Below are 19,855 nucleotides of genomic sequence, written 5' to 3'. Positions count from 1 at the left end.
CTCTTAAAAATTGGGGCGGTAACAACAGAAATGAGAGTTTTACGGCTCACAACTATCTTTAACACTTATTACCGTATCGACACTAATAGGTAATAAAATTGAAAACATATTTGGGATAACTAAGGTATTGGCAGTTCCCGAAAAGTTTACGACATAGACATCAAAGCCAGAGACGACACTTTTGGTGATTTTGGTAACACCAGGATCAGAGGCCGTAAAAGTAATATGTCTTGATGCAAGAGCGGTAGTCACAATAGTATTAATTGAGCTATTGATACCTGTTGGTAACACAACCTTTCCATCAGAACTACAGCTTGCATACTGAATGGATGGATCCAATAGTTTGCCAGCGTCTAAATTACTTACCGTTGAAACTTCACTCAAAATAGTGGAATGCACATCGGTTAAAACATCATTTACTGCAAAACTATTCATTGCATAACCAATGACTTCAACGGTTAATAAAATAACCGCTACCATCACTGGCAAAACATAAGCCGTCTCAAGCATGACGGCTCCTTTTTGTTTATGCAATTTGTGCTTAGGCACTATTTAAGCACCAGCATTAGTAACAGAACTTTCTACTTTGTCCTTAATTGCTTTACCTACGCCAGTGGTCGTATCGCCAGAGAATACAGCAAACGCAATTGCAGCAACACCTGCAACCACAAGAGCGTATTCAATCATAGTTGCTCCCTTCTGTTTTTTCTGTTTTTTAGTTTGTAACATCTGGGTAACTTTTGCTTCATCCAACATGATTCTTCCTCGTTTTAAATCCATTTTTTATTTTTTGACCTGAGCCCTTCCAGAACACGGAGGCTATTTAAAATCATCACATTTACTAATTCAATTAAATTTATAACAAATCATAAACAAAACTTTTGATTTGTTCATAAGCATTTTTTTTGATTGGATTTTTAATCCAAAAACACCATGTAACACATTGTTATTTAAGGATATAATATATTTATATCATGTATTAATACGCCTTATTCAAGCATTATCTAATATTAGAAAATGCTGTAATTTATCAGCCCATTAAGACAAAACCTTAAACTAAATATGGATATTTAAGAGCAAAAAAGAGTAAATAAAAGAGTTAAAAAATAGATTTTTTTCAAAAAAAGAAGGTAAAACAATTAGTTTTATATAAAAAACTGGTTATAAAAGTAGAAAAAAACTATCTTAAATTTTATTAAGAAAGGTTTTTTATTTGACGGTTATGAATCTTAGAAAGAAATACCACTGCACAAATCGCCCCCAAAAGTGCATAACCCATATCTGACTGGGTATCCCATACATAACCTTGTGTGCCTAAAAAGGCTTCGGCAGCCTCTTCAGAACTCAAAGCAACCCACCATTCAATCAATTCATAAAATGCACTAAACGCTAAGGTAATACTCACACTGATAAAGTTTACCCAGGCCTGTCCTTTTACAATCTGTTTACGAATCAAAATCTCCCTGGCAATTAATGCCGGTACTAAGCCTTGAGCAAAATGGCCTACTTTGTCGTAGTTATTTCTACTCCAATTAAACATCTCTTTAAAGGTATCAAACAGAGGAACTTCGGCATAGGTGTAGTGACCACCAACCATAAGTATAAAACAGTGAATAAGGATTAAAAAATAGAGCAATGAAGTAAGCGGAAACCGTTTACGAGTAAACACAATCAACACAAAACCGATAATAGCGGGGGCAACCTCTAAAAACCAAGTAAAGCCATCTTTAGGGTAAATAGCCGACCACGTAAAGACAACTAAAAAACTCACTAGCCAAAAAATTTGGTTTAAATTGATTTCTTTATGCATGGCTTACTCTCTATTATAAGTTAACAACTCTTTCTACATTTAGGTTGAGCTTGCTTTTATTGATAATTTTGATTTTACCAGGCCTGGTATATCCTGTGGCTTTCTATGTCGTCTGAGCATAGGGTAAATCTAAAAATCTTTAGTATCACTTGTAACCATTACGCAAGCCTGTGACGTTAAAAAATGTCACAGCAAATAGCCGTAGAGTTAAGATTTAGACACAAAAAAACCCCAAGCAGGGGTTTTAAGGATTTAACAAAATACTAATTTGGCTATATTAAAAATTTAATAAGTGATTAAGCTATAACAAGTAAGTCTTGTTGAATAGATTGTTGAAGCTGCTCTGCATCAACTGGTTCAGACCAGTTTTCACCTTGCGCCATTGAACAACCCATACTGCGATATTGCAGTGCTTGTTCTTGAGTTTCAACACCCGTGGCAATCACACATAAGTCTAGACTTTTAGCCATTTGCACAAGAGCTTGAACCCATTTTTGGCCTTTTTCATTTGCCATCGTTGCTTGCAACCAATCGCGGTCTAATTTAATTTCTTGTAAATTTAATTGAGCCAATAAGGCCAAATCTAATGGCGTTTTGCCGACTTCACTTAAGGTAATTTGATAACCCGCTGCCGTTAAAGCATTAAGTACTTCTTGCAACGCTTTATTCTCGGTTAAAGCTTTAATAGAGAATTCTAACTGTACTTGAGAAGTTTGCACATCAAAGTGAGCAAAACGCTCATTTAATATGGCCACTAAATCTTGCTGTTGCCATAACGCATCTACAACAGGAATCGAAACAATCATGGCATCATTATATTGTTGCCACTGCTTTAAATAATACAAACCAGAATCCATTAACCATGCACCAACCGTATAACCCGCTTTAGAGTCATTTAACATTTCAATCCAGCTAGCTAAATATGGCGATTCAATTTCTTTCTCATCCCACTTTGCGGTAATACTCGCACCAACAATCGAATCAGAGGTTAAATCAATTTGAGGCTCAAATTGTAAGGCAATTTGTCCATTATCTACCGCATCATATAAACGATTAACCAAAACATGTTTTGGTGAAATGGTCTCTTCTACAATCTCATGGTAAAAACGATAGGTTTTACGACCACTCTGTTTTGAAACATATAACGCTTGATCGGCAAGTTCAACCAATTCTGTCGAAGTTTTGCCATCCAACGGAAAACGAGAAATACCAATACTGGTAGAGATTTCAACATCATGACCATTAATCCAATAGGGTCGACTCACTTCATTGATAATGCGCTGACAAACAATTTCAATGGTTTCTTTCTCGGCTACATCCGCAAGTAACACCACAAATTCATCACCACCAAGACGACTCACGATATCGCCTTCTCGTGTTGCAGACATTAAACGAGCACTGACATTACGTAATAACTCATCACCCGCTTTATGACCTAATTTATCGTTTACCGATTTAAAACCATCTAAATCTAAAAATAATAAACCAAAGTCTGCTTCAGCTTCTTGGGCTTTAAGAACAAGCTGTTCGACAGTGGTATTGAAATACGCACGATTTGGCAAGTGAGTTAAGGCATCATAATTGGCTTGTCGAAAGAGTTCACGAGTACGCATCTGCACTTGTTTCTCAACCATTTCTGCAATTTCATTTGAGATATCACCAGTATGTGAAAAACGATTTTGTAATGCACGCATCATTTTTTTCACACTAAAACCTGCCACTTCTTCTTCGTGGCGTTGAATCGATGTTTGTGTGCGGCTACGCTCAGACTGTAGAAAACGCTCTACTTCAGGAGAAGTGATTGTTTCTGCTTTTACTGGGCTACTTAACTCTACCATGGTGCTTAACCTCGTGTTCCGTTGAGCCGTGTTGCCTCATAAAATACCGTATAATATTGGGTGTTTAAGACAACCGCTTTGCGGTTTTAAGCTTTTTAAATATTTTTTTAATATTTTTAAAAGTTTTTCTAAAGTTTTTTAAACTGTGGCCGATATATTTGGCCTTGTTTTTCTTAATTACCTTTAAGCAAAGGAGATGCCATGTCGAGCATTGGTACACCATTTTCATCAACAGCGGTTCGTGTTTTATTATGCGGAGCAGGTGAATTAGGCAAAGAAGTTGCCATTGAATTGCAACGTTTTGGAGTAGAAGTGATTGCTGCTGATCGTTACCCAAACGCCCCAGCCATGCAGGTTGCAGATCGTAGCCATGTTATTGATATGTTAGATGGTAATGCCTTAAGAAAAATCATAGAGCTCGAAAAACCACATATGGTCGTTCCAGAAATTGAAGCTATTGCTACCGATACTTTAGCGGCAATGGAGAAAGAAGGTGTCAAAATAATACCAACCGCTCGTGCCACACAATTGACAATGAATCGTGAAGGTATTCGTCGCTTAGCGGCAGAAGAGTTAAATATCCCCACCTCTCCTTATGAATTCTCAGACACACTGGAAGACTTTGCCGCTTCTGTGAAACGTATTGGCATACCTTGCGTGGTAAAACCCATTATGAGCTCGTCTGGTAAAGGGCAAAGCGTGATTAAATCTGCCGATGATATTCAAGCCGCTTGGGATTACGCTCAAGAAGGCGGCCGTGCCGGTAAAGGCCGTGTAATTGTTGAAGGTTTTGTGGATTTTGACTATGAAATTACTCTGTTAACCGTACGCCATGAAAACGGCATTAGTTTTTGCGAACCAATTGGGCATCACCAAGAAGATGGGGACTATCGTCAATCTTGGCAACCTGCCGCCATGCCCCCAAAAGCCCTAGCTACCTCAAAAGAAATTGCCGAAAAAGTGGCCAACAACCTATGCGGTGAAACTGGTCGCGGTTTATTTGGTGTTGAATTGTTTATTAAAGGTGATACAGTTTATTTTAGCGAGGTATCTCCTCGTCCACATGACACTGGCTTGGTTACATTACTTTCACAAGACTTATCAGAATTTGCCTTACACGCTCGTGCTATTTTAGGCTTGCCGATTCCTAACATTGCCCAACATGGTTTTTGTGCCTCTAGCGTAATTTTGCCAACTGGCACTTCAACTAAAACCAACTTCTCAAACCTAGAACAAGCTTTAGCTGAACCTGACACCCAAATACGCCTATTTGGTAAACCAGACATTGATGGTCGCAGAAGAATGGGAGTTGCTATTGCTCGAGCTGAGAGTATTGAAGAGGCCATTAATAAAGCCGATAAAGCGGCAAATTCGGTACAAGTGACGTTTTAATTTTTTTGACTCATAAAGTGTGAAGCCACTTTTCAGATTGGCTTTTACAATAATACTTTTACAGAAAAACGGCAATATAAATGCGATTTAGAACCAAGCATTCTTAAAGAATCGGTTTTAAATCGTATCTCTTCTAAAAAACCTTTAAATCTCTACCATTTTTTTTGACACTTTTCAGTTTTACCAGGCCTGGTAAAATGATTTTTACTCTTACACTTAACACTTAAAACCATTTATTTTCTGCTGTTTTATCCGCTGTTCTAACAATAAACTATTCCTTTAAAATCATAATGTTATCAACCCACAATCTTCTAAAGACTTCTGTCTAACTTATTTCATCAACTGCCCTTATTGTATTTTTTGGCATGTCATATGCTGTACGACAGACAAAGCAAAAACTTGAATAAAAAAATCAAGACTTGCCAACCTTACACAAGACAAAAGCGAAAACCGCTAAACACACTAGGGGAATCACATGACTTTAAATAACAATACGGCAGCCGATATTAAGGCGCCTATTTTAGAAGAGTACCGCAGAAACCAAGAAGCCGAAAAAACATTGGCGGAAAATCCACGCAAAACCATCCTACTGCTTTTACAAGGTGCCGTAGATAAAGGCAACCTGGCAAAAGTTTGCCACCAAAGCCAAGCTTTAGTAGAAAAGGGCTTTCATCTAGGCCGTATGACAACGATTTTGGATGCCTTACGCGACCGTTTAAGTTTTACCAAAGATACACCGTTAGCTTATGACTTAGAAGAGCTATATCGTTATGCCGATCAAAGCATTCAAGAAGCGGTGTTTGAAAAAGATACTTTCTATTTAGACAGCGCAATTGAAATCTTAACCGAACTGCGTGATGCATGGTTAGAGATGATGCAACAGACTGGTCAGTTTCCAGAAAACGCATAAATTCAGTAATGCAAAAAAGAATGATCAAATTTTAAATTAAGATATATCGATCAGATGTTTAAAGGTGATGTTATAAAATTGACATCTCTATATTTTCTAGGCTTGGTAAATAAGGTATCAAACTATAATTTTTTGCATCCATAACTGAATTTAGCACCTTACTACTCGTTTTTTACTGTTTGTTATATTAATGACAAACGTATAAGAGTGGTAGTGATTCTCTGAAGCCAAACAAAAACCTTTTGTTTGGCTTTTTTACTTTAACTTCATATATATTCATACATAAAATATAAATACATACCTACCGCTCTTAATGCATTCCGACTTAGTACAAACTGCCTCAATTATCTGCTTCACACTTTGAAAATCTAGATATAAAAATAAGTGCATTAAAGCCCTATAAAACAGGCTTGATAAAAAAACCAACCAACAACCTCTACCAGAAAATTGAAAGATAATGACTTGTTTTAGCACTCTCTTGCATTGAGTGCTAAAAATGAGTTATATTAACTACATAAAGTATTAATGGAGGGCAATGTATGTCTCAGACAATTACAAATTACCTACAAGCGGAACAAGCACAGAAACTTCCTTCTGCTGAGGTATTAGCACACCAATTAGTACCAGGACAGAACCTGGAAACTTATTTGCACACCATTAAAAGCGTGCAACAGTTAACAGCGGCTGAAGAAAAAACGCTTGCCGAAAAACTCTACTACCAAGATGATGTTGAAGCAGCTCGTCAGTTAATTTTATCTTCACTACGTTATGTAGTGCCAGTTGCACGCTCATACAATGGTTACGGTTTACCATTAGGCGATATTATTCAAGAAGGTAATATCGGCTTAATGAAAGCAGTAAAACGCTTTAACCCAGAAGAAAACGTGCGCTTAATGACGTTTGCAGTACATTGGATTCGTGCCGAAATTAATGAATATGTTATCAAAAACTGGCGTATTGTTAAAACAGCCACAACCAAAGCACAACGTAAACTGTTTTTTAAACTACGTAGCACTAAAAAAAATCTGGAATGGTTTGGCGATAAAGATGCCGATGTCGTTGCTGAAGAGTTAGGTGTAACTCGTAAAGATGTATTAGAAATGGAAACACGTCTTTACGGTAAAGATTTATCGGTTGATATGCAGATGGATGAGGATAATGAGAACACCACGTTCCCAGTATTAATCAGCCAAGAAGCCAACCCAGAAATGACTCTTATTCAAGAGAACAACGCAGAATATGAGTTGAATCGCATGCAACAAGCGTTAGCGACCTTAGATGATCGCAGCCGTGATATTTTGCAAAAACGTTGGTTAACAGACGATAAAGTTGGTTTAAAAGAGTTATCTGCAGAATACGGTGTTTCTATGGAACGTATTCGCCAGGTTGAACAACAAGCATTAAATAAATTAAAAAACTTATTAGTTGTGTAATTAAACCTTATACATATTGCGGTTAATTATCCAGGCCTGCTAGAATTCAATTTCTAGCAGGCCTTTTTTATTTCTGGAGTTTATGTGCCTTACCCTATAAAAGAACACATAGAAAATGACGTGGATTTTAAATTATCTGCCACCAAACTCTATGTAATTAGTTTTATTATGACCCTTATTGCCGGTTACATTAACAGTGCCATGTTAATCGAGTTTGGCATACCTGTTAGCCAAATGACAGGTGTTAGCTCTCGCATGAGTGATGCCATTGTGGATATTGAATGGATAGACCTACTCAACAACTTCATGATTTTAAGCGGCTTCTTTGGCGGTGCTTTTATTTCTGGTTGGTTAATAGGTCATTCCCAATACCAAACCACTCCCAATTATGGTTATGCACTATTACTAAACTGTATTTTATTAAGCCTGGCCACCTTCTTTAGTTTTATACAGTCAGATCTTTCTCTTTTATTAGCCGCCATTGCCTGCGGCTTACAGAACGCATTGGTAGCCAGTTATCGAGGATTACAAATTCGTACCACTCACGTTACAGGAACCGTTACCGACTTGGGTGTGCATTTAGCACAAAAAATAAAACATAAACGAGCATGGTCTTGGAAGGGTAATGCTTTAATTGTTTTACTTTTAGGGTTCATTATTGGCGGCGTTATTGGCATCTTTGCCTACAGACTTTTTCCAAACTGGTCATTGGTTTTTCCGGCTTTAATCACTCTTATTTTAGGGCTTGCTTACCTTTACCAATTTAGAAGCAGGCAGCCCACTAATTAGATAACAGACGACAACCTTATACATAGGTTTTACAAATAATAAACACACTTATACAAATCATCTTTGATGTATTGCTTTGCATTGTTTAGAATGAACCCAATTCATTCAAATTTGGACTGTTCTAATGTTAACCAGAGAAGATTTAATCACCTATCCTCCAGAGCTTCTAAGTGGAGATATTGAATCCAAACGTCAAGAAATTAAATCCTACTTTAACCTGACCTATGATGCTTATGAGGCACTGTTTTTAACTCTAAAGTCCGACTCAGCTTTTTATGAACGACCTTGTTCTCTTCGTCACCCCCTTATTTTTTATTTTGGGCATACCGCCACCTTCTTTACCAATAAACTGGTTTTAGCCAAGCTTTTGCCTAATCGCATTAATCCAAAAATCGAATCAATGTGTGCTATTGGTGTGGATGAAATGTCTTGGGATGATTTGGATGAAACTCATTACGACTGGCCAAGTGCAGACGATGTTAGAGATTATAGAAACCAAGTTAGAGAAGCTGTGAATCAGTTAATCGACCGTGTTGAATTTACGATGCCGATTGATTGGAAAAGTCCAATGTGGCCGATTTTAATGGGCATAGAACATGAGCGAATTCACTTAGAAACCTCTTCAGTGTTAATTCGCCAGTTGCCAATTACCTCTGTGCAGTCGCATGATTTATTTCCAATTTGTCGGCAATCCGGCTCCGCACCAGAAAACCAGCTATATGATGTACCAGCTGGTGAAGTGTTAATTAATCATCATGACCCAGCACCCGTTTATGGCTGGGATAATGAATACGGCCAACATCAAGCTAAAGTCCCAGAGTTTAAAGCAGCTTCTTTTTTGGTCTCTAACCAAGAGTATTTGGCTTTTGTTGAAGATGGCGGTTATGACAAAGCTGAATATTGGGATAATGAAGGCAACCAGTGGCGTAACTTTAGCCCTGTAAAACACCCTACCTTCTGGGTTAAAAAAGATCACCCTGACCAGGCCTGGTATTTACGCTGCATGACTGAAGAAATTCCCATGCCATGGAACTGGCCAGTTGAAGTCAATCAGCTTGAAGCACACGCCTTTTGCCAGTGGAAATCACAACAAACTGGCCTGCCAATTCGTTTACCAAGTGAAGATGAATATTTACGTTTAAGAGAACATAGCCAAGCCTTACACCATAAACAACAGGCCAACTTTAATTTACAAAAATTTGCCTCATCCACCCCGGTAGATGAAAATAAAACGGACGATTTTTATGATGTTTTAGGCAACGTATGGCAGTGGACACAAACCCCTATTTACCCCTATGAAGGTTTTAAAGTGCATCCGCTTTATGATGACTTTACCATGCCTACTTTTGACAATAAACACAACTTGTTTACAGGTGGTAGCTGGATATCTACCGGTAATGAAATTAATGGTTATTCACGCTATGCGTTTCGTCGTCACTTTTTTCAACATGCAGGTTTTCGCTATATTCAGTCTGAAGCAAAAGTTAAAACCGAATTCTCAACTTATGAGACAGATCAATCGGTTTCTCAATATTGTGAATTTCATTACGGTGATGAATATTTTGGCATTGAAAATTTTGCTAAGGCCTATGCAAATATTGCCATTGATACCATTAAAAATGATTCAGACTTCAATAATAAAACCGATTTAAGCGTTCTTGAAGTAGGTTGTTCAGTAGGACGTGCTAGTTTTGAACTTGCCAAACACTTTTCCCAAGTAACCGGTTTAGATTTTTCAGCCCGCTTTATTCAAGTGGCTAACCAGCTTCAAGACAATGGCACGATTCGATACTCGATTCCTCAAGAAGGGGAAATTATGGAGTTTAAGTCTCAGAGCCTTGAGAACTTAAATCTTAATGATGTGGCTAAACGCTGTACTTTTATGCAACAAGATGCCAGTAACCTTAAACCGCGTTTTACCGATTATGACATGGTCATTGCCATTAACTTAATTGACCGCCTGTATGAGCCAAGCAAATTCTTGAGCATGATCCATGAACGAATCAACTCACATGGGTATCTAATTATTGGCTCACCTTACACTTGGCTAGAAGAGTTTACTGAAAAATCCCGCTGGTTAGGTGGTTATAAAGATGAACAGTCTGGTGAAAACGTAACCACATTAGAAGGCCTACACGCTATTTTAGACAGCCACTTTACCCGTGTTGCAGAACCTTTTGATGTGCCATTTGTGATTAGAGAAACTCAACGTAAATATCAGCACTCTTTATCTGAATTTACAATATGGAAAAAAATTACATAACATAGAGAAAATGATGGTAAGCTATAAAAAATCAACAAGACAGGCTCAGCCTGATACCGATATAGCACCAGAAAAAGAATCTATTGAGACCTTTCCAAACATGTTTAACTTTAATCAACCCATCTCTAGGACAGGCACTCACGCCGAAAAATATGAACTACGCCAAGCTTTATTTGGCACTAAAGACGTTTTGCCAATGTGGGTGGCCGACATGGATTTACCCACGCCACCTTTTGTAATGAATGCGTTAAAATCTCGTTTAAACCACTCATTATTAGGTTACACGCTTACCCCTGAAGGGGTTTATCAAGCCATTATCAATTGGCAGGCACAACATAATTACCGCGTAGATAAATCACATATTGTGTTTACTCATAATGTTGCCAATGGCTTTTTTATGGCTGTATCTGCTTTTACCAGGCCTGGTAATTCTGTTTTAGTTCAACCTCCCATTTATCCCCCTTTTTTAAAAGCTCCAGAAATCAATGACCGTCGGCTAATAGAAGCTCCCCTTGAATTAGTAGATGGACGTTATCAAATAGACTTTGAAAGTTTTGAAAAAGCCATTGTGGATAACTCTGTAAAACTATTCTTATTCTGTAATCCACAAAACCCATCAGGGCGCGTTTGGTTAAAAGATGAAATAGAACAATTAGCCAATATTTGTCTTAAACACCAAGTGACGATCGTCTCTGATGAAATTCATTCAGATATGATCTATGCACCGCATAAACATATTCCAATGGCGTCAATATCGGATGAAATTGCCAATATCACGATTACCCTAAGCTCACCAGGTAAAACCTTTAATTTAGGTGGTTTACAGATTGGTTATGCCATTATTGCCAACCCAAAACTGAAAGCCGACTACCTCAAAATATGTCAACAAAATGCAATTGATAGCGTAAACCTATTTGGGCAAATTGCCATGGCGGCCGCTTATACAGAACAGGGCAAAGAGTGGAGAGATGAGTTACTGGTTCACCTCAATCAAAATATAGACTTGTTAGAGAATTTTTTAGCTAAAGAACTACCTAAAGTGAAATTGATGCGGCCTGAAGCCTCGTATTTGGTTTGGTTGGATTTTAGAGAATTATTTACTGACCAAACAGAGCTTAAAGAGTGGTTAGTAAGTAAAGCTAAGCTTGGCTTAAATGATGGTGAAAGCTTTGGTGGGCAAAGTAAAGCAGGAACCGGCTTTATGAGAATAAACCTTGCCGTACCAAAACCCACCTTAGACAAAGCCTTACAACAAATCAGACAAGCACGTTACTCATTACCTGCCCAATAAAATTTGGTACAGCCACGAGGACTCGAACCCCGAACAGCCCCTTAGGAGGGGGCAGTTATATCCAGTTTAACTATGGCCGCAATTTTAATAGTGCGTTATTTTAACAGGTTTACCATTTGAAGTTAAAGCCTGGTTAGCCTTCGAAACTCTTTCAAACGCTTACTTTTAGTATCTGTCTTTACTTTACCACACCCCGCAAGAAGGGAAGGCAGGCCTGGTAAATACAGATTGTGTTCATAATTATTTAAACTTACCGTGGTAGAGTTATGAAGTTGATTACTTTAGTTTAATACAGAGGGATTCTTATGATTTATAACACGTTAGGAAGTTCAGATATTCAAGTTAGTCGTATCTGTTTAGGAACTATGACTTGGGGTGAGCAAAACACACAAGCAGAAGCCTTTGAACAAATGGACTACGCCCTAGATAACGGTGTAAATTTTTGGGATACCGCAGAACTGTATGCGATACCTCCTCGTGCAGAGACTTATGGAAAAACTGAAGAGTTTATTGGTAAATGGTTAGCCAAAACAGGTAAACGTGATCAGATCGTATTAGCTTCTAAAATCGCTGGACCAAGCAGTTTTACTCAGCATATTCGTGGAGGCAAAAGTCGCTTTAATCGCCAGCAAATTCATGAAGCACTTGAAGGCTCTTTAAAACGTTTAGGTACCGATCATTTAGATTTATATCAACTTCATTGGCCTGAACGCCATACCAATTTTTTTGGTGTTTTAGGGTTTGACGCCCCTGAAAAAGACACCGTAGATATGACTGACTTTGAAGAGACTTTAGAAGTACTAACTGAATTGGTTAAAGCAGGTAAGATTCGTCATATTGGTTTATCTAATGAAACCGCCTGGGGCACAATGAAATTTTTGCAGATTGCCGAACAAAAAGGCCTAGAAAAAATTATTACGGTTCAAAACCCATATAGTTTATTAAACAGAAGTTTTGAGGTGGGTTTATCTGAAGTAGCGTATCAAGAAAAAATTGGTTTATTGGCATACTCGCCACTTGGCTTTGGGGTATTGTCTGGCAAGTATTTAAAAGGCAAAAAACCAGAAGGAGCAAGAATTACCCTTTTTCCTCATTATGATAGATACTCAAATGATAATGCGGTTAAAGCCACGGAACTTTATGCAGCTCTGGCAAATGGTAATGGCTTAACTCCGACTCAACTTGCTTTGGCATTTGTAAACAGCCGCTCATTTGTAAGTGCCAATATTATTGGTGCTACAAGCATGACCCAACTGCAAGAGAACATTGATTCTATCAACATTACCCTTGATGCAGAAACCCTACATCAAATTGAACGAATTCACTCTCAATATACAATTCCATCACCTTAATAAGGAGTTAAACTCAAACGCTTTAACTTGGTTTATAGCTGATAGTCTCCTCTAAAAACCAAGTTAATTGTGCCTTATTTTGGTTGATCTAAAGCCCCTAAACGCGCCAGTGTATATGTGCCTGCTTTAGGGTCAAGTTTGTAAATATTAAAGTTGGTATCAATATCAAAGCCTGGTAAACGTGAGGCATAGTTGGTTGATAAACTGCCTTCTGGTGAATGCACTCTATGAAAAACATGAGCAGGCCAACCAAGAATGGCAGCACCATCAAAGATTTTTTGGCTATTGTGATAAATCGCATCGGCAGTCACTTCAAAATTTTCTACCTGCCCGTGCTTAACCGAATACAACTGAACTAAACGTCGTCCCTGGTGAACAACAAGCTTATCTTCTTGATCAGTGTGCATATACCAATACCAAGTATCATCACCCGCAATTAATGGGCTTTTACCGCCCGCTTCATGCATAACTAAATCTACACCTGATAAATCATCAACAATACCTTCTATGGCAAAAAACGATACTTTTGGAGTAGCTCTTAGGGATTTTAACGGAAGAATAAAACATAAGTCTTCGATGTAAGTACTTTTAACTCCGGCTTCTAAAGAAAGCATTTAAACCTCATAAATGATAATTTTGAACAAAAAAATACCCTGACACTAACTCATTATGACAAGGTTTGAATGTATCGTCGTTGATACAGAGAAATGGATAAATTTATTTAGCTGACCACTTAAAAGTATCTAGCTATAGGCGTCTCTTAATGCCGTTTTTATTGAACTGCTTTATGCAAATTGCCGTTTAGCGAACCAACTAAACTAAATAGATTCATGCAGTCGATTTCACACTATATTTTACACTCAACAAATGCTCAGAATCTCTAGGAATACTGACTGTATTATCTAAAACATTACCGCTTTCTACACAAGCAAATTCTAACCAAGCCTGGTCATCAATATCGGCAAAACCTTTTACAATTTCAGGGCCTGGATTCCAAACAACACTTGATTGGGAATGACGCTTTTCAATCAGTATCTCACGTAAATTATCGGCATCTACAATAACGACACTACCAGTTTGATTTAAATACACTGAGTCTTTAGCAGGGTTTAACACCACAGCCTCTTTTTGTATCTCGGGCTGAGCATCATCAACAAGCTTATCTAAATGCGTACTCTCTTCTAAACCTTTAATGAGCATACCAACAGGGTTAGCTACTGCAAAATAGGTATGTAATGCCTCAGTGATCTCGATGGTTTCATCACCCATATTTACAGTTGTCAAAGTGATGGTTAAACTTGAATTTACCTGTACACAAAGTTTAAGTTCAAATTCATGCGGCCAGATTTTAAGAGTTTCATCGTTAGACTTACAAACCAGTAAAACACGAGTTTCGCCGTTTTCTAATTGACCTACTTTTTCAACTTGCCATACCATATTACGAACAAAACCATGGGCCGGGCCGCCTTGCTTAGCCGCAGCACCAAACCATGGCCAACATACAGGCACTCCACCTCTTACTGGCTTTGTTCCATCATAAACGGCAGAATTACTGACCCAAAGCACATCACGCTGACCATGCGGAATAAAACTTAATACCGTTGCTCCGTACGTTGTAATGGTTGCCTTAGCAAACTGATTTTCTATATGAATGAGTTCAATCCCATCACGAGTCGTAAATTTAACGCCTTCTACATCAAATTGCTTTGCATATTTACTTGTCATCTCTACGCTCCTGTGAAAACAGCCTGTTTTGTATTAACTTTGTACTGGCTAAACCTTTATTTATAAGCAGTCTAATTCTAGAAAAAATAATTCTAATAAATAACGATTATCGCCATTCAGTAAGAGTTTGCTCTAATAATGTTTGAGGATAATCACCAGTGACATAAGCTTGACCGATGTTTTTTAGCAATACCAAACGAATCGTACCTGCTTGTACTTTTTTATCGCCAGCCATTAAACCTAAATATTTCTCATTACTCATCTCTGCAACCGATGGCGGAACAACAGGCAAATGAGCACGCTCAAAAATAGCTTTAATACGGTCTTCATCTTCCTGAGAAAGATTGCCTAATAACTTAGACATATATACCGCTTGCATAGAACCAGCACTCACGCCCTCTCCATGCAACCAATTACCGTAACCCATACCCGCTTCAATCGCATGACCAAAAGTGTGCCCCAAATTAAATAAAGCACGTAAACCAGCTTCTTTTTCATCTTTTGCCACTATGTCTGCCTTATCTTGGCAAGAACGTTCAATCGCGTATGACAAAGCTTCTGGCTCACGATTAAGCAGTTTTTCAATATTGGCTTCTAACCATTCAAAAAACTCTGGGTCTTGAATTAAGCCATATTTAATCACTTCTGCCAGGCCTGCTGATAATTGGCGATCTTCTAACGAATTGAGCGTTTCAGTATCAATCACCACACATTCAGGCTGATGAAAAGCCCCAATCATATTTTTACCTAATGAGTGATTCACCCCTGTTTTTCCGCCTACTGATGAATCTACTTGAGAAAGCAAAGTGGTTGGCATTTGAATAAAATTCACGCCACGCTGAAACGCTGCCGCCGCAAATCCAGTCATATCACCAATAACTCCGCCACCCAAAGCAACCAGTGTGCAACTGCGATCAAAACGGTCGCCAATTAACTTATCAAACACTAGGTTTAAGGTTTCTAAATTTTTATACTCTTCGCCATCAGGTAACACCACAGATTGAACATTAAAGTCAGCAAAAGATTTTTTGCACGCTTCTAAATAAAGTGGAGCCACCGTTGTATTGGTAACAATTAAGACTTGTTGGCCTTTAACAAAGGGTTTTACTAACTCAGCATTACCCATTAGTCCTTGACCAATAAAAATAGGATAACTTCTATCCCCTAATTCAACCTTTAATGTTTTCACGTTTTTTCTCTTACCTTGTTGATTCTATCGGCCTAACTAGACAATCTGTTCAGACTCTAAACAATCAATAATTTGTTTGACCACACGGTGTACCGGTACTTGCTGAGTTTCAATCACCAAATCGGCCATTTCTAAATACCACGGCTCACGGCGTTCCATTAAATCACGCAACACTTGTGCTGGATTATCAGTTTGTAATAACGGACGATTACGGTCGTGTTTGGTTCTTTGTATTAATGATTCTACTGGAGACTTTAAATACACAACAAAACCACGAGATCGCAAATGCTGTCGATTACTTTCTGTTTCGACCACACCACCACCTGTTGCCAACACAACCTCATTACGTTCTGACAATTCATCAATCATGGCCGCTTCACGGGTTCTAAAGCCCAGCTCACCTTCAATGTCAAAAATCATCGGAATGGTTGCACCCGTTCGGGCTTCAATCTCATGATCACTGTCCACAAAACGGTAGTGCAACTTTTCGGCCAATAATTTACCTACTGTGGACTTTCCAGCCCCCATAGGACCTACTAAAAATATACTTTCTTTATGCATACAATCATTATAAATAGATTTTAAAAATTTGCCGTGACTTATACGACTTAATCGAATAAAAAATTACATTTATTCAATTCTCCAGGCCTGTACTGCCGCTTCTGAAGCCGACCAAGCAAGAAGTTTATGTTTTAGAGGGCTTTTGGAATGGCATAAATACAACGAGTGCATATAATAGACACCCCAAAGCAATTTAATTCTCTGTTAAAATACGCCACTACTTCAAATTTATTCAATACCGGAGAAGTTCTTATGAGCGGTTCACTGTATATTATTTCAGCCCCGTCTGGTGCAGGCAAAACATCTCTTGTTAGCAAGTTAATTGAACAAGACAGTCGTATTATTGTTTCCGTATCAAGTACCACTCGTGAGATGCGTCCAGGTGAAGAAGACGGCGTAAACTACCATTTTATAAGCGTAGAAGCTTTTAATGAAAAGATCGCTCAAGGCGATTTTTTGGAACACGCTCAAGTATTTGACAACTTTTACGGAACATCTAAAAGCACGGTAGAGGCCCAGTTAGAAGCTCGTAAAGACGTAATTTTAGAGATTGATTGGCAAGGTGCTCAGCAAGTTAGAAAATTAATGCCTGATGCAATTTCAATTTTTATTTTGCCTCCATCACGTGAAGAACTGCATAAACGTTTAACAAACCGCGGAACGGATAGCGAAGATATTATTGAACGCCGTATGCAAGATGCCGTTAGCGAAATGTCGCACTACGCTGAATTTGATTATATTGTGGTAAACAATAATTTTGAAATCGCTCTTAACAAACTACAAAGCATTTTTACTGCAAACCGTTTACGTAAAGAGAAACAAATAGCAATACATAAAAACATGATTGCCGCTTTGCTTGAAACTGAATAAACTCATTATTAAAGCTCAATCAATTCACGTAAAGAATTCAGTAAACAACGTAAACCAAACAAAAAAACACGTTTGACCCATTTTTAGGAGTATGTAATGCCAGGTTTTGAGATTTTTGATGAATCCGAAAAACAACAAATCAATGAAGTCATGGACAAAGGATTTACCTTTCGTTACAACTTTGACGGGATGCGTAATGATGTTTGGAAAGCTCGCGAGCTAGAAAGCATGATCTGTGAAACAATTGACGTTAAACACGCTCATTTAGTCTCAAGTGGAACAACGGCTTTAACGACGGCTTTAGCTGCAGCTGGCATTGGTGCTGGCGATGAAGTTATTGTGCCGCCATTTACCTTTGTAGCGAGTATTGAAGCGATTGTCTTAGCAGGTGCAATCCCAATCTTTGCAGAAATTGATGAAACCCTAACTCTTTCTGCCGAAGGCATTGAAGCGGTAATCACTCCAAGAACCAAAGCCGTTAACTTTGTACACATGTGCGGTTACGGTGGTCACATGGATGAAATCAAAGCCGTATGTGACAAACACAACCTCGTGCTTTTAGAAGACGCTTGCCAAGCTACAGGAGCGACCTATAAAGGTAAAGCCCTTGGCACCATTGGACAGGTTGGAACTTTCTCATTTGACTCAGTAAAAACTATCTCTTGTGGAGAGGGTGGTGCCGTTTTAACTAACGATGAAACCATCTACAACAATGCTCACATGTTTTCAGATCATGGTCATGACCATATCGGCATGGACCGTGGTGCAGAAAGCCACCCTATTATGGGAAGTAATTTCCGTATCTCAGAAATGAATGCGGCAGTGGGTGTCGCTCAGTGGAAAAAACTCGACCGCATTTTAGAGATTCAACGCCGTAATAAAAAAGCTTTAAAAGATGCACTTCAGCAATACCCTGAAGTCTCTTTCCGTGTAATTGCCGATGAATCTGGCGATAATGCAGGATTCTTAAGCATTATCATGCCAACTGAAGAACGTGCAAAAGAAGTTGTGGCTGCACTTGGTGAACAAAAAGTGCCTGCGGTATTTTATTGGTATGCCAATAACTGGCATTATTTAAAAAACTGGAAACACATCCATGAGATGAAAAGTTCAGCCAAACTACCAATTGATTTAATTGCTGATCGTCCAGATTACACACAAGTAAAAACACCAAAATCGGATGATATTATGAGCCGAACTATCTCTATGTTGATTCAATTATCCTGGACAGAAGAAGACATTCAGTTCAGAATTGACGCATTCGCAAACGTATTTAAAAAATAACTGTAAGGCCATTGCGGCTTACTAGGAAAACTGCATTATGAAATTTCGTAATTTTAAAACCGTACCTAAGATGATTTTTGGTCGAGGGTCATTTGACCAACTTGATGATGTTCTTGCTGAAGAGCGTAAAAGCACAGACGATTTTGTGGTCTTCCTAGTAGATGAAGTGCATAAAGACAAGCCTTTAGCAGAACGTATTCCTGCAACGGGAAAAGACATGGTCATTTGGTTAGACGTTACCGATGAACCTAAAACCAAATATGTTGATGCCCTAACCGTTGAAGTTCAGGAGTACTCTGCAAAAAATATAGACGGCCGTAACCCAGTAAGCGTAGTGGGGCTTGGTGGTGGTTCTTCTTTAGATTTAGGTAAAGCAGTTGCCTTAATGCTAACCAATGAAGGAGGTTCTGCCTCTTACCAAGGTTGGGATTTAATTAAAAACCCAGCAGTTCATCACGTTGGCATTCCAACCATTTCGGGTACCGGAGCGGAAGCTTCGCGTACAACCGTATTAACAGGCCCAGACAAAAAATTAGGCATGAACTCTGACCATACGGTTTATGACCAAATCATTATGGATCCTGACCTTATCAAAGGCGTACCGAAAGACCAGTGGTTCTATACAGGAATGGATTGTTACATTCACAATATTGAAGCCCTAAATGGTACTTACATTAATGAATTTGCCCGTGCATTTGGTGAAAAATCTTTAGACCTATGTTACGAAATCTTTTTAAATGACCATCCCGATTCAGATGAAAAACTGATGATGGCGTCATATATGGGTGGTCAAAGTATTGCCTATAGCCAAGTAGGTGCGTGTCACGCATTATCTTACGGATTGTCTTATGTAATGGGATATCACCATGGTATTGGTAACTGTATTGCATTTGATGTGCTTGATGACTTCTACCCTGAAGGCGTTAAAATTTTCCGTGAGATGATGGCAAAGCACAATATCACCCTTCCGAAAGGCATCACCAAAGACCTATCAGAAGAAGATATGGAAAAAATGATTCGTACCGCTTCTGGTTTAGCACCACTTTGGGAAAATGTTTACGGACCAAGCTGGAAAGAGAAGGTAACGCCAGAGTTGTTACGCTCCTTATACTCCAAAATGTAAATTTTGGTTCACCACTTTTTGGTTT

Annotated in this window: 18 protein-coding genes and 1 tRNA gene; 10 read left to right on the top strand and 9 right to left on the bottom strand. The window is 38.5% G+C overall.

Annotation, left to right across the window (positions count from 1 at the left end; all coding sequences use genetic code 11):
• Window positions 1-39: 39 nt before the first annotated feature.
• The 4 genes from ACORJQ_RS02285 to ACORJQ_RS02270 all read right to left on the bottom strand — a co-directional run bounded on the left by ACORJQ_RS02285 (window position 40) and on the right by ACORJQ_RS02270 (window position 3,648).
• A complete protein-coding gene (locus ACORJQ_RS02285) occupies window positions 40-510 on the bottom strand; it encodes a hypothetical protein (protein WP_321325643.1) in 471 nt (156 codons plus the stop codon).
• A gap of 42 nt (window positions 511-552) precedes the next feature.
• Window positions 553-780 (bottom strand): Flp family type IVb pilin, encoded by a 228-nt coding sequence (locus ACORJQ_RS02280; RefSeq protein WP_321325642.1) that lies wholly within the window; start codon window positions 778-780, stop codon window positions 553-555.
• A gap of 415 nt (window positions 781-1,195) precedes the next feature.
• Window positions 1,196-1,810 carry a DUF2238 domain-containing protein gene (locus tag ACORJQ_RS02275; protein WP_321325640.1) on the bottom strand — a complete coding sequence of 205 codons (615 nt, stop codon included), beginning with the start codon at window positions 1,808-1,810 and terminating at the stop codon, window positions 1,196-1,198.
• A 296-nt stretch (window positions 1,811-2,106) separates the two neighbouring features.
• Window positions 2,107-3,648, bottom strand: coding sequence for a putative bifunctional diguanylate cyclase/phosphodiesterase (locus ACORJQ_RS02270; protein WP_321325638.1), 1,542 nt, complete (start codon window positions 3,646-3,648; stop codon window positions 2,107-2,109).
• 201 nt (window positions 3,649-3,849) lie between these two features.
• Here ACORJQ_RS02270 and purT point away from each other — a divergent pair, with 201 nt between their 5' ends.
• The 6 genes from purT (at window position 3,850) to ACORJQ_RS02240 (ending at window position 11,726) form a co-directional block, all read left to right on the top strand.
• On the top strand, window positions 3,850-5,040 hold the full coding sequence (gene purT, locus ACORJQ_RS02265; protein ID WP_321325636.1) for a formate-dependent phosphoribosylglycinamide formyltransferase: 1,191 nt from the start codon (window positions 3,850-3,852) through the stop codon (window positions 5,038-5,040).
• A 475-nt stretch (window positions 5,041-5,515) separates the two neighbouring features.
• The gene (gene fliS / locus ACORJQ_RS02260) at window positions 5,516-5,950 is read left to right on the top strand and encodes a flagellar export chaperone FliS (protein ID WP_321325634.1); all 435 of its coding nucleotides are present in this window, start codon (window positions 5,516-5,518) and stop codon (window positions 5,948-5,950) included.
• Between the two features lie 539 nt (window positions 5,951-6,489).
• Window positions 6,490-7,383, top strand: a complete 894-nt coding sequence (gene rpoH, locus ACORJQ_RS02255) for an RNA polymerase sigma factor RpoH (RefSeq protein WP_321325633.1) — start codon at window positions 6,490-6,492, stop codon at window positions 7,381-7,383.
• A gap of 84 nt (window positions 7,384-7,467) precedes the next feature.
• Window positions 7,468-8,172: a YoaK family protein gene (locus ACORJQ_RS02250; protein ID WP_321325631.1), complete on the top strand. Its 705-nt coding sequence runs from the start codon at window positions 7,468-7,470 to the stop codon at window positions 8,170-8,172.
• Window positions 8,173-8,296: 124 nt separating this feature from the next.
• Window positions 8,297-10,435: a 5-histidylcysteine sulfoxide synthase gene (ovoA, locus tag ACORJQ_RS02245; protein ID WP_321325629.1), complete on the top strand. Its 2,139-nt coding sequence runs from the start codon at window positions 8,297-8,299 to the stop codon at window positions 10,433-10,435.
• Between the two features lie 10 nt (window positions 10,436-10,445).
• The gene (locus tag ACORJQ_RS02240; protein ID WP_321325627.1) at window positions 10,446-11,726 is read left to right on the top strand and encodes a MalY/PatB family protein; all 1,281 of its coding nucleotides are present in this window, start codon (window positions 10,446-10,448) and stop codon (window positions 11,724-11,726) included.
• Between the two features lie 4 nt (window positions 11,727-11,730).
• On the opposite strand, the gene ACORJQ_RS02235 is transcribed toward ACORJQ_RS02240, so the two are convergent.
• Window positions 11,731-11,806: transfer RNA gene (locus ACORJQ_RS02235), tRNA-Arg, on the bottom strand.
• A 225-nt stretch (window positions 11,807-12,031) separates the two neighbouring features.
• Between ACORJQ_RS02235 and ACORJQ_RS02230 the strand changes: the two genes are divergently transcribed.
• Window positions 12,032-13,078, top strand: a complete 1,047-nt coding sequence (locus tag ACORJQ_RS02230; protein WP_321325626.1) for an NADP(H)-dependent aldo-keto reductase — start codon at window positions 12,032-12,034, stop codon at window positions 13,076-13,078.
• Window positions 13,079-13,152: 74 nt separating this feature from the next.
• On the opposite strand, the gene ACORJQ_RS02225 is transcribed toward ACORJQ_RS02230, so the two are convergent.
• The 4 genes from ACORJQ_RS02225 to ACORJQ_RS02210 form a co-directional block, all read right to left on the bottom strand.
• Window positions 13,153-13,692: a hypothetical protein gene (locus ACORJQ_RS02225; protein WP_321325624.1), complete on the bottom strand. Its 540-nt coding sequence runs from the start codon at window positions 13,690-13,692 to the stop codon at window positions 13,153-13,155.
• Window positions 13,693-13,906: 214 nt separating this feature from the next.
• Window positions 13,907-14,803, bottom strand: a complete 897-nt coding sequence (locus tag ACORJQ_RS02220) for a D-hexose-6-phosphate mutarotase (protein ID WP_321325622.1) — start codon at window positions 14,801-14,803, stop codon at window positions 13,907-13,909.
• A 106-nt stretch (window positions 14,804-14,909) separates the two neighbouring features.
• A complete protein-coding gene (gene aroB, locus ACORJQ_RS02215; protein ID WP_321325621.1) occupies window positions 14,910-15,992 on the bottom strand; it encodes a 3-dehydroquinate synthase in 1,083 nt (360 codons plus the stop codon).
• 36 nt (window positions 15,993-16,028) lie between these two features.
• On the bottom strand, window positions 16,029-16,520 hold the full coding sequence (locus ACORJQ_RS02210; protein WP_420719576.1) for a shikimate kinase: 492 nt from the start codon (window positions 16,518-16,520) through the stop codon (window positions 16,029-16,031).
• Window positions 16,521-16,805: 285 nt separating this feature from the next.
• Here ACORJQ_RS02210 and gmk point away from each other — a divergent pair, with 285 nt between their 5' ends.
• The 3 genes from gmk (at window position 16,806) to ACORJQ_RS02195 (ending at window position 19,830) form a co-directional block, all read left to right on the top strand.
• Window positions 16,806-17,423 carry a guanylate kinase gene (gene gmk, locus ACORJQ_RS02205; RefSeq protein ID WP_321325617.1) on the top strand — a complete coding sequence of 206 codons (618 nt, stop codon included), beginning with the start codon at window positions 16,806-16,808 and terminating at the stop codon, window positions 17,421-17,423.
• 96 nt (window positions 17,424-17,519) lie between these two features.
• On the top strand, window positions 17,520-18,707 hold the full coding sequence (locus ACORJQ_RS02200; RefSeq protein WP_321325615.1) for a DegT/DnrJ/EryC1/StrS family aminotransferase: 1,188 nt from the start codon (window positions 17,520-17,522) through the stop codon (window positions 18,705-18,707).
• Between the two features lie 37 nt (window positions 18,708-18,744).
• Window positions 18,745-19,830, top strand: coding sequence for an iron-containing alcohol dehydrogenase family protein (locus ACORJQ_RS02195; RefSeq protein ID WP_321325613.1), 1,086 nt, complete (start codon window positions 18,745-18,747; stop codon window positions 19,828-19,830).
• The last annotated feature ends 25 nt before the right edge of the window (window positions 19,831-19,855 follow it).

Source organism: Thiomicrorhabdus sp. (assembly GCF_963662555.1).
GTDB lineage: Bacteria > Pseudomonadota > Gammaproteobacteria > Thiomicrospirales > Thiomicrospiraceae > Thiomicrorhabdus.
This window is presented reverse-complemented; position numbering and strand designations above follow the sequence as displayed.

Coding starts and splice junctions, on each gene's coding strand:
- ACORJQ_RS02285 (WP_321325643.1), bottom strand. CDS start 510: ATGCTTGAGACGGCTTATGTTTTGCCAGTGATGGTAGCGGTTATTTTA.
- ACORJQ_RS02280 (WP_321325642.1), bottom strand. CDS start 780: ATGGATTTAAAACGAGGAAGAATCATGTTGGATGAAGCAAAAGTTACC.
- ACORJQ_RS02275 (WP_321325640.1), bottom strand. CDS start 1,810: ATGCATAAAGAAATCAATTTAAACCAAATTTTTTGGCTAGTGAGTTTT.
- ACORJQ_RS02270 (WP_321325638.1), bottom strand. CDS start 3,648: ATGGTAGAGTTAAGTAGCCCAGTAAAAGCAGAAACAATCACTTCTCCT.
- purT (WP_321325636.1), top strand. CDS start 3,850: ATGTCGAGCATTGGTACACCATTTTCATCAACAGCGGTTCGTGTTTTA.
- fliS (WP_321325634.1), top strand. CDS start 5,516: ATGACTTTAAATAACAATACGGCAGCCGATATTAAGGCGCCTATTTTA.
- rpoH (WP_321325633.1), top strand. CDS start 6,490: ATGTCTCAGACAATTACAAATTACCTACAAGCGGAACAAGCACAGAAA.
- ovoA (WP_321325629.1), top strand. CDS start 8,297: ATGTTAACCAGAGAAGATTTAATCACCTATCCTCCAGAGCTTCTAAGT.
- ACORJQ_RS02240 (WP_321325627.1), top strand. CDS start 10,446: ATGATGGTAAGCTATAAAAAATCAACAAGACAGGCTCAGCCTGATACC.
- ACORJQ_RS02230 (WP_321325626.1), top strand. CDS start 12,032: ATGATTTATAACACGTTAGGAAGTTCAGATATTCAAGTTAGTCGTATC.
- ACORJQ_RS02225 (WP_321325624.1), bottom strand. CDS start 13,692: ATGCTTTCTTTAGAAGCCGGAGTTAAAAGTACTTACATCGAAGACTTA.
- ACORJQ_RS02220 (WP_321325622.1), bottom strand. CDS start 14,803: ATGACAAGTAAATATGCAAAGCAATTTGATGTAGAAGGCGTTAAATTT.
- ACORJQ_RS02210 (WP_420719576.1), bottom strand. CDS start 16,520: ATGGGGGCTGGAAAGTCCACAGTAGGTAAATTATTGGCCGAAAAGTTG.
- gmk (WP_321325617.1), top strand. CDS start 16,806: ATGAGCGGTTCACTGTATATTATTTCAGCCCCGTCTGGTGCAGGCAAA.
- ACORJQ_RS02200 (WP_321325615.1), top strand. CDS start 17,520: ATGCCAGGTTTTGAGATTTTTGATGAATCCGAAAAACAACAAATCAAT.
- ACORJQ_RS02195 (WP_321325613.1), top strand. CDS start 18,745: ATGAAATTTCGTAATTTTAAAACCGTACCTAAGATGATTTTTGGTCGA.